The 15,272-nt window shown below is 69.8% G+C and carries 12 protein-coding genes, 1 tRNA gene and 1 pseudogene; 8 read left to right on the top strand and 6 right to left on the bottom strand.

The features are described from left to right. Positions 1 to 171 precede the first annotated feature (171 nt). The 6 genes from Z052_RS18920 (at position 172) to Z052_RS18895 (ending at position 4,303) form a co-directional block, all read left to right on the top strand. A tRNA-Cys gene (locus Z052_RS18920) sits at positions 172 to 247 on the top strand. 105 nt (positions 248 to 352) lie between these two features. Next, on the top strand, positions 353 to 1,195 hold the full coding sequence (locus tag Z052_RS18915; protein WP_094520184.1) for a hypothetical protein: 843 nt from the start codon (positions 353 to 355) through the stop codon (positions 1,193 to 1,195). An 85-nt stretch (positions 1,196 to 1,280) separates the two neighbouring features. Next, entirely contained in the window at positions 1,281 to 1,487 is a 207-nt protein-coding gene (locus Z052_RS18910; RefSeq protein ID WP_049932879.1) for a hypothetical protein, read from the top strand. A gap of 16 nt (positions 1,488 to 1,503) precedes the next feature. Then, positions 1,504 to 2,880 (top strand): HD domain-containing protein, encoded by a 1,377-nt coding sequence (locus tag Z052_RS18905; protein ID WP_089308717.1) that lies wholly within the window; start codon positions 1,504 to 1,506, stop codon positions 2,878 to 2,880. 96 nt (positions 2,881 to 2,976) lie between these two features. Then, positions 2,977 to 3,591 carry a VOC family protein gene (locus tag Z052_RS18900; RefSeq protein ID WP_094520180.1) on the top strand — a complete coding sequence of 205 codons (615 nt, stop codon included), beginning with the start codon at positions 2,977 to 2,979 and terminating at the stop codon, positions 3,589 to 3,591. 1 nt (position 3,592) lies between these two features. Beyond that, positions 3,593 to 4,303 carry an alpha/beta hydrolase gene (locus Z052_RS18895; RefSeq protein WP_094520181.1) on the top strand — a complete coding sequence of 237 codons (711 nt, stop codon included), beginning with the start codon at positions 3,593 to 3,595 and terminating at the stop codon, positions 4,301 to 4,303. Positions 4,304 to 4,346: 43 nt separating this feature from the next. Here Z052_RS18895 and Z052_RS18890 read toward each other — a convergent pair whose 3' ends face one another. The 4 genes from Z052_RS18890 to Z052_RS18875 are packed head-to-tail and all read right to left on the bottom strand — an operon-like array spanning position 4,347 to position 12,268. Further along, positions 4,347 to 6,416 (bottom strand): SpoVR family protein, encoded by a 2,070-nt coding sequence (locus Z052_RS18890; RefSeq protein WP_086216948.1) that lies wholly within the window; start codon positions 6,414 to 6,416, stop codon positions 4,347 to 4,349. Next, positions 6,413 to 7,798, bottom strand: a complete 1,386-nt coding sequence (locus tag Z052_RS18885) for a DUF444 family protein (RefSeq protein ID WP_094520182.1) — start codon at positions 7,796 to 7,798, stop codon at positions 6,413 to 6,415. Before Z052_RS18885 ends, Z052_RS18890 begins: the two co-directional genes overlap by 4 nt. Next, a complete protein-coding gene (locus Z052_RS18880) occupies positions 7,789 to 10,191 on the bottom strand; it encodes a kinase anchor protein (protein ID WP_094520183.1) in 2,403 nt (800 codons plus the stop codon). Before Z052_RS18880 ends, Z052_RS18885 begins: the two co-directional genes overlap by 10 nt. A gap of 1 nt (position 10,192) precedes the next feature. Further along, positions 10,193 to 12,268 carry a PrkA family serine protein kinase gene (locus Z052_RS18875; RefSeq protein ID WP_049932872.1) on the bottom strand — a complete coding sequence of 692 codons (2,076 nt, stop codon included), beginning with the start codon at positions 12,266 to 12,268 and terminating at the stop codon, positions 10,193 to 10,195. A gap of 454 nt (positions 12,269 to 12,722) precedes the next feature. On the opposite strand from Z052_RS18875, the gene Z052_RS18870 reads away from it, so the two are divergent. Further along, a complete protein-coding gene (locus Z052_RS18870; RefSeq protein ID WP_241898019.1) occupies positions 12,723 to 13,496 on the top strand; it encodes a DUF1028 domain-containing protein in 774 nt (257 codons plus the stop codon). Between the two features lie 8 nt (positions 13,497 to 13,504). Here the strand turns inward: Z052_RS18870 and Z052_RS18865 are convergent, their stop codons facing one another. Together Z052_RS18865 and Z052_RS18860 are read right to left on the bottom strand one after the other, a co-directional pair. Continuing rightward, complete coding sequence (locus tag Z052_RS18865; RefSeq protein WP_086216787.1) at positions 13,505 to 14,365, bottom strand: endonuclease/exonuclease/phosphatase family protein; 861 nt, start codon at positions 14,363 to 14,365, stop codon at positions 13,505 to 13,507. A gap of 88 nt (positions 14,366 to 14,453) precedes the next feature. Then, the gene (locus tag Z052_RS18860; RefSeq protein WP_049932869.1) at positions 14,454 to 14,936 is read right to left on the bottom strand and encodes an RNA-binding protein; all 483 of its coding nucleotides are present in this window, start codon (positions 14,934 to 14,936) and stop codon (positions 14,454 to 14,456) included. 145 nt (positions 14,937 to 15,081) lie between these two features. Here Z052_RS18860 and Z052_RS18855 point away from each other — a divergent pair. After that, positions 15,082 to 15,272: pseudogene (locus tag Z052_RS18855) on the top strand ((2Fe-2S)-binding protein); the annotation flags it as partial.

Below are 15,272 nucleotides of genomic sequence, written 5' to 3'. Positions count from 1 at the left end.
TGAGCGATCCTCTGGGAACCGCGGGTCGCCGCCTGCCCATTCATCCGGGAGAATACTCCCACCCAGCCCACGGACATACGTCCGTGGGCTTTTTTGATGTATAGCGAGCAGCGAGGGCGCTGACGCGCGACCGCTAGGCTTAAACGCTCCACAGCGGTACGTTCGGACAGCGCCAAGGTGGCAGAGTCTGGTCAGACGCAGCGGCCTGCAGAGCCGCCCAACGCCGGTTCAAATCCGGCCCTTGGCTTCTTGATTCGGTCTCGGTACGCCGCGAGGTCGGTCCCGCGAACTGACCCGCTTAGTAACCGTTAAACACCGGGTGACCCATGCGTCAACTATGCAACGACGCGCTGTGGCCGTGTTTGTCGCGCTGTTCCTCGCCGTTGCGGGCGTGGCGGGCGCGCTGACCGCGACGGCCGATAGTCCAGAGATCACGCTCGAGAATCCGGGGGTCGACGCCTCGCAGGGTGACTCGGTCGAAGTCGGTGGTGAGTCGTACGTTGTGGCCGACATCTCCGAGACAGAAGAGGGCGGAGGCGGGCACGGTGGTGCGGCGACGACCGTCATCACCGGAACGCTCGAGCGGGAGTTCACCGCGGAGACCTCCGAGACGTGGGCGAACGGTTCGACGGTTACGGTCGGTGACCGCGAGTGGCGCGTCGAGGTCACGGGGGAGAACGCGACCGAGTTCACGCTCGTCGAGGTGCTCGACCGGCAGGCGATCCTCGGCGCCGACGACGCGGCCGAGAACGAGACGGTCACACTCGACGACGGCGAGTACGTCGCCGTGACGGACGACTCCGGCGAACGGACGCTGGTGCCCGTCGACGAGTACTTCCCGGCGCCCGAGCAGCGCTCGTACGAGGTGGGCGAGACCCTCGAGTACGACGGACAGACGGTTACGGTCGACGGTGTGACCGCTGACGGTGCCGTACTCGTGTGGGAGACGACCGAGACGGAGACCGTGGAGTTCTCCCAGCACTCGGTGGTAACGATCGGCGGCACGGACTACGTTGCGCACTTCCCCGACGCCTCGACGCTTCGGATGTCGTCGGACATCGAGGCGTACGAGGCGCAGGTCTCCGAGATAGACCAGTTCAACCAGTACAACAGCGGCCTCTCGCGCGTGCTCGTCCTCTCGGTGCTGTCCTCCATCATGCTCGCTGGGCTGGCGTTCATCCCGTCGCGGTACTGACAGCCGGCCGAGTCGGGGCGTTCGTTTCGCTTCGATGCTGCGTTTCGACCGACAGCCACTACCGGACGGCACCGCTACGGCGGGCATGAGTTCGACAGGAGAGAAGGTGCGACAGCTGGCCCCCCACTGGGCGGTGATGTTCGTCGCCATGTTCGCTGCGCTGGCGGTCGCCGACCGGATCACCGGCGGGCTCGGTGTCGTCGCGTCGTTGGTGCTCGTGCTCGCTATCGCTTTCGCCTACCCGTTCGCCGTCCGGACGCTCGGCGTCGCACCGGCGGTCTGGAGGCGATGACGGCGTCGCTGTACACATGACGACACAGATCAAAGACCCCGTTCACGGGTACATCGAACTCGACGACGCGGTCGTCGATCGCGTGATCGACACGTCGGCGTTTCAGCGGCTGCGGTACGTCAAGCAGCTCTCGGCGACCCACCTCGTCTATCCGGCCGCCAACCACACGCGGTTCGAACACAGCCTCGGCGTCTACCACCTCGGCCGCCGCGTCTTCGAAAACCTCCGTGAGGAGCCGTATTTCACCCGGAACACGTCCTCGGACACGCTCGACGAGATTCAGTCGACGCTGGAGTGTGCGTGTCTGCTCCACGATGTCGGCCATCCGCCGTTCTCGCACGTCTGCGAGCGGCATCTCGACGCGACGGCACTCCGAGACCGGCTCGCGGAGCGGGGCTTCGTCGCGTCGCTTCGCGAGGCGGGGCTCGATGACACGCCACTTCTCGGGGCGAGTCCGCACGAACTCATGAGCTGTCTCCTGATACTCGACCGCTTCGGCGACGCGCTCCGATCCCTGTCGGTCGACCCGGAGGAGGTGTGCGCGTACGTCTTGGGGTACAGTCTGGTGTACGAGCGGGGCGGACCGTGGCAGCACGGCCTCGGAGCCCAGCTGCTTCACTCGCCGGTCGACGTCGACCGCCTCGACTACATCTCCCGAGACAACTGGATGACGGGCGCGAACGTGTTGAACTTCGACACCGATCGCATGGTCGACGCCTACACGGCGCACCCCGACGAGGGGCTCGCGCTCTCCGAGAAGGCGCTCTCGACGCTCGGGAACTACTTGGAGGGCCGGATCGCGCTGTACATGTGGGTGACCCAGCACCACAAGTCGGTGTACGCGAACGCGCTGCTCCGCGATCTCACCGAGCGAGCGGCCGAGCTGACCGGCGATCCGCCGGTGACGATAGACGGGATCCTCGACGGCGAGATCGACGACAACACCGTCGCGGAGCGACTGCGCCGGCTCGCGCGCGACCGCCCGGACACCACGTTCGCGACGCTGTACGACCGGTATCGGACGCGGCAGTTCCCGACGACCTGCTGGAAACATCGGATCGCCTACGCCGACCGGATCGAGGTCGACCGCGAGGCGTTCGGCGAGTGGCTCGTCTCGGGCGACGAGCGCCTCGAACGCGAACTCGCGGCGGAACTGGACGTCCCACCTCACGACGTGTGGATTGAACGCTCGTACGTCCCCGAGTACGAGCCCTCCGAGCTGGCCGACATTCCGATCGCGTACGGCGGGACGACGCGGTCGGCCGGCGACTGGGGGCTGTACGGCGAGCGCGCCTTCGACACCCCGATCCCGTTCGTCTACGTGCCCGACGGGGACCGAAAACGCGCCACTCGGTGGCTCGTCGATCGGTTTCGCGCGGAGTACGGCGGCTGACGGCATCGGACGCAATTCTGACCGATAACACCGGTGTCAGCCGGTCACGGTCCCGTCCCTTTCGGGTTTATACGACTCGGTCGCCTTCCGATCGGTATGAGCGACGAGAGCGCGGCTCTGGTCACGTCGAAGCTCCCGGACGCACCGTTCCACACCAGCGGTACCGACCACGTCACGGTCTGGGGCAGCAACGAGGAGGACACGCTCGCGTTCTACCGCGACCTGCTCGGGATGCCGCTCGTGTTGCGACAGCCGAACCTCGACGACCCCTCGCAGACGCACCTCTTCTTCGACACCGGCGACGGGCGGATCCTCACGGTGTTCGTGAGCGACGAGCGGGCGTCCGCGCGCGGCCAGCGCGTCAACACGGGCGCCGTTCACCACCTGTGTTTCACCGTCGAGCCCGACGAGTACGAGGATATCATGGCGGCGCTCGAAGAGGCAGGGAAGGGGTACAACGTCTTCGACCGCGGCATCTTCCACTCGATTTACACCCAAGACAACAACGGGCTCGTCATCGAGCTGTCCGCCGATAAATACGAGATACCCGACGACCGCAAGGGCGAGGTGCTCGCGACCGCGCAGCGGCTCCGCGAGGAGGACGACGCCGACTTCGCGCAGGACCGCCACATGGAGGGCGCGCTGGAGGAGCTCGGCCTGCCGGTAAACAAACACGACCTGCCCGACGCCGACGCCGGCGTGGGGGTCTGAGATGGCGGACGGCGCTCAGGGCCCGCACGCGGGCGACGACCCGCACGGCGACGAGCCGCTGGTCATGGCCGGAACGCCGCTCGACGACGCGGGCGCGGCGCTCGTACTCGTCCACGGTCGCGGCGCGACCGCCCGCAGCGTCGTCAACTTGGGCGAACGGCTCGCCGGCGACCGCGACGTGGCGATCCTCGCGCCGGCGGCCGCCGGGAACACCTGGTATCCGAACTCGTTCCTCGCGCCGGTCGCGGACAACGAGCCGGGGCGGACCTCGGGCCTTCGGGCCGTCGACGCGGCCGTCGACCGCGCGACAGACGCCGAGATCGATCGCGACCGCGTCCTCGTCGCCGGCTTCTCGCAGGGCGCCTGTCTCGCGAGCGAGTTCGTCGCCCGCGATCCCGGCCGCTACGGCGGACTCGCAGTGTTCAGCGGCGGGCTGATCGGCGAGGCGGTCGAGGTCGACGACTACCTCGCGACCGGCGACCGCGGGAGCGGAGCGGGCGACGACGCGACAGGCCCCCTCGCCAGCACCCCTGCGTTCGTCGGCTGTAGCGATGTCGACCCGCACATCCCCGAGGAGCGGGTCCACGAGACGACCGCGGTGTTGGAGGCGCTCGGGGCCGACGTGGACGAACGGATCTACGAGGGCATGGGCCACGGGATCAACGAGGAGGAGGTCGCGGCGGTGGCGGAACTGGTCGGCGACCTCGCCTGAGCGTCGGCCTGCCGGCGCCGGCCGAGGGGGTCGCCCGCCCGGATCACGCTAGCCAGTCGTCCGGCTTCGTGTCGTAGTCGACCTCGTCCGCGGTGATCCGTTCCCGGATCGACTCGTCGAGGTCGTGTTCCGTCACCTCGCCGCCGTCGTACTGGAAGCGCACGCCGACCTCGGTTCCCTCCGGCTCCTCGCCGCGTCGCTTGGCGCGCCGGACGGCCCCGTCGTCGTACTCGACGCGGATCGTCGCCAGGTTCACCGGGCGACCCCACAGCTCGAACACGCGCTTCAGCGTCGCTTTGGCGCGCTCCTCGTCGAGCGCGACGCCGTTGTACCGGTGGCCGATGAGTAGCTCCCCCCGGTTGCGGAAGTTCCCGTCCAACACGACGATCGTCGGCTTCCCGAAGTTGGTGAACCGGAGAAGCAGCTTCTTCCGAACGTCGTCGGCGTCGACGCTGGCGACGCGGTGTTCCTCGGCGGCTCGGCTGTACTCGTAGGTGAAGTAGTTCCCCTCGCGCACGAACTCGTCGGTGAGGAACGCGTCGATGAACGTCACGTCGTTGTGGCTCTCGCGGACCTCGAACATCCGCTCCCAGCCGGCCGCGCGGTCGACGTCGGCGATCGCCTCGGCGACCGTCGCGTACCGGTCCACGTCGAACAGGTACCGCGCCTGCTCTTCGAGCGTCTCCCGAGAGACGTTCCGGAGCGCGCCCCGGTGTTCCGGCCGCGAGAGAACGTAGTGGCGCTCCGCGAGCCCCTCGCGCGTGAGGAGCTTCCACGGGTACCGCTCCACGTCAATCTCCTCGCCGTCGGCCGACGCGCCGTCGCCGTCTTCGCGCCGAGCGGACAGCGCCCGGTCGACCGCCTCGGCGTCGACGCGCGGATCGCCGTCAGCGGCGAGGTCGGCGAGTTCGTCCAGCGTCGCCGGGCCGGCGCCCGCGACCGCCGGGTGGGGTTCGAGCAGGGTCGCGACCTCGTCGAGGTCGATCCGCGAGTGGAAGTTCTCCGGCGTCACCCCGTCGACCCGGAGCAGCTTGTCGATCACCTCTCGGCGCGCGGCGCGCAGCTCCACGTGCGTCCACAGCTCGAAGCCGAGCTTATACGGGTTGAGGCCGGGCGAGCCGAGCACCCGGGACATGTGGTCGGCGTACGTGAGGAACTCGTCCTCGCCGGCGAACCCCTCGCCGCCCATCATCAGCGACTCCCAGTACGTCGCCCACCCCTCGTTCATCACCTTCGTCTGCTTCTGCCCGGCGAAGTAGTACGCCTCCTCGCGGATCGCGTCGACGACGGTCGTCTCCCACGGCTCGCGGTCGACCGCCTTCCCGCTATCCGGGTCGTACCGCTTCCCGTGGTCGCGCAGGAACGCGAGCACGTCCGGGCGGGGCTCCTCCGGCTCGACGCCCTCCCCGCGCGCTTCGAGCCACTCGTCGTCGAACACGTCCCGGCGCACCTCCTCGGAGAGGTCGAGGTCGTCGATCCGGGCCTCTATCGCGTCGAGCGCGTCGTCGCCGTCGCCGCTCACGTCGTCCGCGATCCCCGGCTCCTCGACGGACCGCGCGGCGTCGACCGGGCTGTGCTGGTCGATCGTGTCCTCCAGCGCGCTCACGGCGTCGATCAGGCGTTCGACTTCGTCGCGGTCGACGTCGGCCCGCTTCGCGATCGCCGCGATCCGGTCGGCGTTGCGTTCCAACCGCGCCGCGGCGTTCGGGCCGCCCTCGCCGCGGTCGGCGTACAGCCCGAACCACTCGTTGTTCGCGAAGAAGTCCGCGTGCGCCTCGACGTGGGTGATCACCGCTTTCTGGTCGGCCGCCGCGTTCGACTCCTGGAGGAACGCGTGGGCCGGGTCGTCGTTGTTGACGATCTCGAACGCCTTCCCGAGCCCGTGGCGGTCCTTCTTGCGCTGCCGCTCGTAGTTCATCCCCCACCGCCAGTGCGGGTACCGGCGCTGGAAGCCGCCGTAGGCGATCAGCTCGTTCATCTGGTCGTGGTCGACCACCCAGTACCGCACCGGGTACGGCTCCAACCCGAGCCGCTCGGCCAGCTCGCGGGCCTCCTCGGCCGGCTCGTCGAGGGCGTCGGCCTCGCGCTTCGCCTCGATCCGGTCGTCTCTCATCTGCGTTCACCTCCGTCGGTCCGCCGCGCCGCGGTCGTTCCGGCGGGAGCGCTCCCGCCGCCGTCAGACTCCGTGCTGAGGATCTCGTAGATGGCGTCCGTGATATCGTCTGGTTCCGAGACGCGCGCGACGGCCACGTCGTCGTCGTCGCCGAACGCGGACTCGACCTCGTCGGCGTGGCGGGCGTTCGCCGCGCCGTCGCCGGGCTGGGTCTCGACGTACGCGTGGAGGTTGGCGTCGATCGACTCCATCAGCGGGATCACGTTGTTCGTGGTGTCGCTACCGGCGTTCTCGGAGTCGCCCGCGGCGAACACGTACCGGTTCCACTCGCTGTACGGGTACTCCTCCAGCAGTTCCTCGACGAGCTCGTAGGCGCTCGAAATCCGGGTTCCGCCGCCCGACTGGATCCCGAAGAACTCCTCGCGGTCGACCTCCCACGCCTCCGCGTCGTGGACGACGTACCGGAACTCGGCGGCGTCGTACTTCCCGGTCAAGTACCAGTCCATCGGCGTGAACACGCGCTCGACGAGCTCGCGTTTCGTCTCGCGCATCGAGCCGGAGGCGTCGCGGACGTTGATCACCACGACGTTGCGCTCGCGCTTCTCGATCACCTCCGGGTGACGGAACCGCTCGTCCTCGCTGCGGAACGGAACGCTGTCGAGCCCCTCGCGCCGGATCCGGTGTGTGACGGGCTCGTGGTCCACCCCGTCGTCGAGCGCCTCGAAGCTCTCCCAGCGGTCAAGCGCGGCGACCGGTTCACCCCGCTCGTCCGCGACGGTCGCGGCGGCGTCGGCGATCCACGCCCGCGAGACCGGGACGCCCTCACCGCGCGCCCACGCGAAGACGTCGTCCACGTCGGCGCCGTCGACGAACAGGCCCTCCCGGACGTACGCCCCGTCGAAGTCGGTGGCGAGGTGTCGTTTTAACCCCCGCTTGAAGAACTCGTCGACGTCGAGGGTCCCCCGCGGGCCGGCGCGGGCGGTGTCGGTGAAGTCACCCTCCACCTCCTCGATCACTTGCTTCCCCTTCGGTTCGAGGTCGAGCCCGAGCGCCTCGTCGAGCTCGCGGGCGAACTCCTCCGGGTCCATCTCGTAGTACTCGTGGTCGCCGCCCTCCTCGCCGGGGTCGCCCGCCTCGTCGCCGTCGCCGGGCTCGGGGTCGACCGGCTGGCCGGGCTGCGGCTGGCCGTCGCCGCCCTGTCCCACGCCGCCGGCGGAGCGCTGGTCGTACTCGAACGCGGGGAGGTCGACAAGCTTGATCGGGATCCGGATCCGGTCCGCGCCGGACCCGCCGAGGTCGCCGTGGCTGATGAATTCTGCGAGGTCCGCCCGGCGCGTCTCGCCGACCTCGCGGAACCGCTCGCGGTCCTCGGTCAGTCCCACGGGTCACCACCTCCGTCGGGACCGGCACCGTCGCTCGGACCCGCGTCGCCGGCCCGCTCACCGTCGATATCGGGCCACTCCTTGCGGACCTGCTCCATCACCGCCCGGCTCGTCAGTTCCGCGGACGCCGGCGTGTAGCCGCGGTCGCACAGGCGGTCGATCGTCTCCGCCTTCACCCGTTCCGTCTCGGTGTCGGCCGGCGGGTCGGCCCACGCCGCCGGATCGAGGTCGGGGAACCGCCGCTTCACGTCGGCGAGGTCGTTCGCGTCGATAACGGCCTTCAGCTCCGGCACCTCGGCGAGCTCCACGTCGTCGACGCTGAACGCGTCGCCACGGTTCCGCCACGCGTACCGCGTGAGTCCCCGGATCACGCGCTCGCGCCGGAAGCTCTCGACGGCCCGGCCCGGGTCGGTCCCGCGGTAGTCGCTCTCGTCGAACCGCCCGAGCGTCTCCGTCTCGAACACCTTCATCGCGAGCGGGTCCGGCGCCTCGTCCGCGCGTCCGCGCTCCGTCGGGTCGTCGTCGTCCCACGCGTACACGTGTTCGACGTACTCGGCGACGGTCTCCGCCGAGACGGTCTCCGCGGCGAGAATCGCGTCGATCACGTCCTCCCGCTGCCGCTCGCGGATCTGCGTCGCGACCGGCTCGCGCCGCCCGTCGAACTCCGCCGCCTCGGCCCGCGAGAAGACGGGGGCGTCGACGAGCCCGTCGGCGAGCGCGTCGAGCACGTCCGTCGGCGTGATCACTCGCTCGACGGGAAGCTCCGGGTGGCTCCGGTCGGCGGTCGACGAGAGCAGGTCCGCGACCGCGTCGCGCGCGTACGTCACGGGGATCCCGTTTCGGCCGTCCCCCTCGGCGAGGTCCACGTCGGCAACGGTGACCGCGTCGTCCCCGCGGCGGACCTCGCCGGTCTCGTACAGCTCGGCGGTCTCGATCAGGTTGAGGTCGCCGGGCAGGTCGTCCGCGTCGAGCCGCGTGACGACCGCGTACAGCGCCGCGGCCCCGATCGCGTGGGGCGCGATCTCGCGCTCGGCGACCGTCCCGTCCGACTCCCGCACCGCGACCGACAGCGGCGCCGCTCCGGGGTCGCGGTCCCTGCCGTCACCGGCGTCCGGGGCGGCCGCGCCGCTCGCGCCGACGCTACCGTCCTCGACTGCCGTCGCCCCGGCGATCTCCCGCCGGAGCAGCCGCGCCTCCAAGCGGCGGTTCGTGAGGTACCGGAACTCGTGTTTCGAGAGCCGGCGCTTCAGCGCCTTCAGCGGGTCGGCGTCGCCGCGCTCGGCGTGCCGGTCCAACTCGGCGTCGAGGTCGGGGTTCGAGATGACGATCAGCTGGGTGTCTAAGTCCATCCCGATCCCCTTGTCGAGCTTCACGCGCCGCTCGTCGGGGACGTTGAGCAGCCGCCGGAGCAGGTCGGCGTGCTGGCTGGCGTCCTCGACGACGGTGGCGACCCCGTTCCCCTGCGAGAGGACGCCGTCGTAGCTGAACGCCTGCGGGTTCTTCCGGCCGCGCGAGTCGAGCTCGCGCAACATGCCGCCCATCCACGAGCCGACGAGCCGCTCTTTGGGGGTCCCGTCGTCCTCGGCGTGGAGGACGCCGACCCCCCGCCCGACGTCGACGACGTAGCTCGTCACGCGGAGGTGGTCGCGGTCGGTGATCGCCGAGAAGAGGTCGCGGCGCCCCCGCTCGCGGTAGGTCGACTCCAGGTGGTCGTACGCCTCGCGGCTGAACGGGTCGAGCCCCACGTCGGCGGCGATCGGATACGCGTCGTCGTCGGCCGCGTCGGCGACCGACTCGCGGACCGACTCGGGGAACACCGACAGCGGGTGCGTCTGGACCGGGCTGCGGTACCACTCCCCGGCGTCGCCGCCGTCGCCGTACGAGAGCGACGCGGCGCCCGCCCCGCCCCCGCTCCCGACGCCCGCGCCGGTGACGTTCCACTCGACGGTGTACCGGCGCCCGGCGTCCGTCTTCGAGAACGCGCGGAGCCCGTTTATCAGGCAGCGCTTGAACTCCGACTTCCCCGTCGCGGTCGGGCCGTCGATCCAGACGATCGTCTCGTCGTTCCCGCGCCCCGTCGCGGCCGCGCGGAGGTCGTCGACGAACGCGTTGAGCGCGCGGGTGTTGCCCAACACGGCGTGTTCGCCGTCGTTCGCCGGGTCGTCGAAGAACCGGTACCGGTCGAGCGTCTCGCCCCGCTCGCGGACCTCACGAGTGCCGTACGACTCGACGGCCGCGAGGACGTACCCCGCCCCGGAGGCGGCCGCGGTCGGGTTCTCCAACACGCGGTCGACGTAGGACTCGAGGCTCATCGGCGGGTCGTACGCCCCCCGAAGGGCGTCGTCGGCCGCGGCGACGAACCCCTCGCCGTCCGTTCGAGTGCGTTCGCTCATCTCAGTCCCCGCCGTCCGCTATCTCCGAGCGCGCGACCGCCGCGCCCGCGTACTCTAACACCTCTGCGGCGCCGTCCTCAGAATACCCGCGGTCGACCAAGGCCGAAACCCAGGCGCTCCGGTCCTCGTCGTCGAGGTCGGTCGCGGACACCAGCGCCGAGAAGTTGATGTTGTGCTTCTTGTCCTCCCACAGCTTCCGTTCGAGGGCGCGCCGGAGGCGGTCGTTCTCCTGCGGGTCGAAGCCGCGCCCCTCGCGGGCGCGCCGCGAGATCCAGTTCGACACCTCCTGTCTGAAGTCGTCCTTGCGGTCCGAGGGCACGTCGAGCTGTTCCTCGACCGCGCGCAGGAACGTCTCGTCCGGCTCGGTCTCGCGGCCGGTCAGCTCGTCGTCGACGGTGTCGTCGTCGATGTACGCCATCACGTGGTCCATGTACTTCTCGCCCTGCCGCCGGAGCTCGTCCACGTCGTACGCCAGCGCGTGGCGCACGTCCTCGATCGCGCGCTCGCGGTACTCCTCGCGGACGGTCTCCAAGAGCCGCTCGTAGCGGCCGAGGTCGTCGGCCGCGATCGAGCCGTGGCCGCCGAGGTTCGCCTCGAAGTGATCGAAGACGGACAACGGGGAGAGGTGGCTGCGGTCGCGGTGGGTCGCGTCCATGATCGCCTCGGCGATCTCGTCGCCGACGAACCGCGCGGAGATCCCGTCCATCCCCTCGCCGACGTCGGCGGACTCGGCGGCGTCCTCCCGGAGCTTCCGCCGGTCGATCTCCTCGTCTTCGAGCTCGCCGTTGTACGCCTTCGCCTTCTCCAACAGGCTCACCGTCTCGTCGGTCGGCTCCTCCAACCGGGTGAGCACGCCGAAGAGGCCGGCCATCTCCAGCGCGTGCGGCTCGACGTGGACGTTGGGCACGTCGGCGTTTGCGAGCATCTTCCGGTAGATCTCCGCCTCGCTCTCGTACTCCAACACGTACGGGTAGTCGATCCGCTTGGTCCGGTCGTTGAACGCCTCCATCTTCTCGTCGCCGGTCTTCTCGCGGTACTCCGGCATGTTCGTCCGGCCGACGATCACTTGGTCGATGTCGATCCGCGGGTTGTTCTTCGGCTTGATCGTCGACTCCTGCGAGGCGTGGAGGAAGTCGTAGAGGAACTCCCGCTGGAGCTTGAGCAGTTCCTCGCCGGAGAACAGGCCGCGGTTCGCGTTACAGAACGCGCCGGCGTAGTCGAACGCCCGCGGGTCGGACTCGCCGTAGACGGCGAGTTTGGCGTAGTTGACGTCGCCGGTGAGCTCCGTCTCGTCCTGGTTCTTCTTGTCCTTCGGCTCGAACGTCTCGATACACTCCCGGCGGTTCTCGTCTGCGACGAGCCGGACGACCTCGACGTGCTCGTCGAGGACGCGCTGGAGGTCGTCGTCGTAGTGCGCGAGCAGTTCGTTCAGGTAGAACTCCGAGGCCGGGTCCGGGTGTTGGTCGTTCCGAAGCGTGTAGGGCGCGTCGAGCCGCTCGTTCAGGTCGTCGATCACCGCCTGCCGCTGCGGCTTCGGGAGGAGGACGAGGGGGTCCTGACTCATCGGGGAGCGGACCGTGTCGTCGTCCGGGTCCTGATCGTCGATCACCGAACAGAGGTCGACCCACCGGAAGGTGTACATCCGCCCCGCGTCCTCCCGGGTGTACGCCTCGAAGTAGCGGCGCACGAGCCAGTCGAAGTGCGACTTCCCAGAGCCGACCGGCCCCAACAGGAGCTTGATCCGCTTTTCGGGACCCAGTCCGCGGGCCCCGGACTTCACCTTGTTGACGAACTCGTGGATCGCCTCGTGGACCTCGCGGCCGTAGAAGACGTTCTCGCCGTCGTGGAGCGGGTCCTCGGCGGCGAGCGCGTACTCGGCGACGCCGCGCTCCTCGTCGTAGTGCGTCCCGTAGTGGTCGAACATGTCCGCGACGCGCTGGTGCGCGTTCCGCGCGATCCGGGGGTCGTCGTACAGCGCGTCGAGGTACCAGTCGAACGAGCGCGCCGCTCTGAGGTCGTCGGGAACCTCCGTCCGGTACTCCTCGCTGAGCCGTTCAAGCGTTTGTCGGTCTGCCATCGTATCACGTTCGCTCGGGGGGCGCGGCGGGGTCGCCGACGGCCGACGCGACGGCCGGAGCGGCCGCTCTTCGTGCGCATGTCAACAGCTCGTCGAGCCGCGAGCGGCGCGTCGTCGGGGCGCGCGTCGGTGTCGGTGGTCGCCTCGCCCGTATCCGAGGCTATATATGTGAGAGGGATTGCCACGGATAAGTGTGTCGCCCGTTGACACGCATCACTCAGCGACCGGCGCCTGCGCCCTCACCGGATCCGACCGGTTCGCCGACGGTCCCTCGACCGGTTTTATCAGCGACCCGTGGGATCTACGGCGGCGGCGAGCGTCGGCTCTCTCGAATCCCTCGCGCGCGCCGGTTGGGCCCCGTTCGAGACGCGCGCTGTCCGCGCGCCCGTCGCTGAGAACCGGAACCATCGACCCCGGCACCCACCCTTTTGCGGGGCGCCGTCCCAGTACGCCTGTGACGTTCAGCATCTGCGTTCGCGAGCGGTACACCGACGAGGACGGCGACGACCAGACCCGGTTCGGCGTGGCGGTGACCACCCGCCTGCCGGGCGTCGGCACGCTGTGTCCCTTCGCCTCGGCCGACGGCGCGGTGGCGACCCAGTCGCTCGTCAACGTCGAACTGGGACGGAAGGGGATCGAGTACCTCGGCGACGGGCTCGCGGTCGACGACGCGCTGGAGGCGCTGTTGAACGCCGACGAGGGGAGCGCTCAGCGCCAGCTCCACGGCGTCGATGCCGACGGGACGTTCGCGTTCTCCGGCGACGAGTGTAACGGCTGGTACGGCCACCGGGAGGGAGAGAACTACACCGTCGCGGGCAACCTCCTGACGGGCGAGGACGTGGTCGAGGACACCGCGGCCGCCTACGAGTCCGACGCCCACGGCGACGCGCCCCTCGCCGAGCGGCTGATCGACGCCCTCGCCGCGGGCCACGCCGCGGGGGGCGACAAGCGCGAGGACCTCGAAGTCCAGTCCGCCGCGCTGCTCGTGTGTAACACGGAGGAGGAGACCGACGACCCGTACTACAACGACCTCCGGGTCGACGCGAGCGAGACGCCGGTGGCGGACCTCCGCGAGACGTACGAGACGGCCAAGCGCGGCTACGAGACCGTCTTGGAGAAGTACGCGGACGAGGAGACCGACGACGAGAGAGAAGCCGACGAGGCAACGGACGACGGTAGGGGGCCCGACGAGGCAACGGACGACGAGACGGAAACAGACGACGAGTAGAGGGCCCGCTACATCGACAGCCGCGCGAGGATCGGCAGGTGGTCGGAGGGGTACCGCCCGCGGTCGTCGCGGTCCGCGAGGGTCGCGAACGCCTCGACCGAAAGCTCCGGCGAGACGAGCGCGTGGTCGATCCGGCGGCCGTCGATGAGGCGGGCGAAGTCGGTGAGGCTCGTCTCCGGGCCGTGCCGGAGGTCGGCGGCAACGGCGGCGTCGCGAAGCGCGGGCGCGTCGTCGGTCGCCCCTCCGTCGACCGCTCCTCCGTCGACGGTCCCCCCGGTTCCGGCGTCGTCGCCGATGAGAATCCGGTGCGGCTCCGACCCGGGCGTACAGTTGAGGTCGCCGACGAGGACGACCGGGGCCGTCCCGTCGGCGTCGGCTTCGTCGCCCGTCGCGATCGCCGGGAGCCGCTCGCGCAGCAGGCGGGCGGACTCGCGCCGCGCCCGCGCGCTCACGTGGTCGAAGTGCGTGTTGACGACGCGGAGCGCGGCGTCGCCGTCGACGGCGCGCACTCGGGCCCACGTCGCGATCCGCGGGTGGGACGCGTCCCACCCGACCGACGGCGAGTCCGGGGTCTCGGAGAGCCAGAACGTCCCGCTCCGAGTGACTTCCCAGCGGTCGCCCCGGACGCCGATCGGGCACCCTTCGCCCTCGCCGTCGGTCGCGCGACCCCGGCCGACGAACTCGTACTCCGGGAGTCGCTCGCGGAGGTCGCGGCGCTGTCCGGGGAGCGGCTCCTGAAACGCGGCGATGTCGGGCCGGTGAAAGCGGACTAGGCGCGCGACGGCGTCTCGGCGGTCGTGCCAGGCGTCGTGGTGGTCGCCCCGGTTGGCGTAGCGGACGTTGTAGCTCAGCACCCGGATCGCGGTCATTACGTCGGGGGTCGCGGGCGAGGCGATTAAAATGCGCGGAGCGCGGGACGTGTCGCGGAACGAATCGAGGCCGCCGCTCCCCGACCGCTCACACCGAGAACTCGTACAGGTCGTCGCCGACGTGGTGGATCGACTCGACGACTTTGCCGCTGTCGCCGACCATCGCGTCGCCGTCGACCATCGCGCGGCCCACCGCCAGCACCTTCCCGTGGGTCTCCTCGGCGATGACGACGAGGTCGCCCGCGCGGATCGCCTCGTCGGCCTCGACGATCCCCGGGCGCATCACGTCGGCGCCGTCGGAGACGAAGGAGATCGCCCCTGCGTCGACCGTCACGACGCCCGTCTCCGGGTCGAAGTCGTTCGCCCCCCGGACCGTGAGGAAGGGCTCGTCGTCGTCGACGTAGAAGACGGCGGGGTCGCCGTCGACTAAGACGAGCTCGTAGCCGGCGTCGACGAACTCCACGAACTCGAACGCCTCGCCGTCGATGTCGACCCCGAGGTGGTCGGCCACCGCCTCGCGGATCGCCGTGATCTCGTCGCTCCGGAGGTGGTGCCGAGATTTCACTTCCATGGGCGTTCCGTCGACCGCTCGGCCGATAAATGGACCGCTCCCCGCCTCGTCCGGGGGTCGCTCCGCGGCGGGCGCTCCGCGGCGACGGTCTCGACTCGTTGGACCGATCAAAACGGCCTTAAACCACCTCTCCATATCCATTCGTATGCTCAACCCACTGGCGATCGTGCTCGTGGCGATCGTGAATCCCCCCGCGATCGTCCTCGCGGCGGTCGCGACGCTTCTCGTCGTCCTCGTCACCTCGGTGCGGGGGACGGGGTGGGAACCCACGACCGACGTCTCGGACGAAGTGCTCGAACACCGCGCGTCGTCGGTCCCCGAGACCGAGTTCCCGGA

It is taken from the genome of Halorubrum sp. C191 (genome assembly GCF_002727095.1).
GTDB classification, from domain to species: domain Archaea; phylum Halobacteriota; class Halobacteria; order Halobacteriales; family Haloferacaceae; genus Halorubrum; species Halorubrum ezzemoulense.
This window is presented reverse-complemented; position numbering and strand designations above follow the sequence as displayed.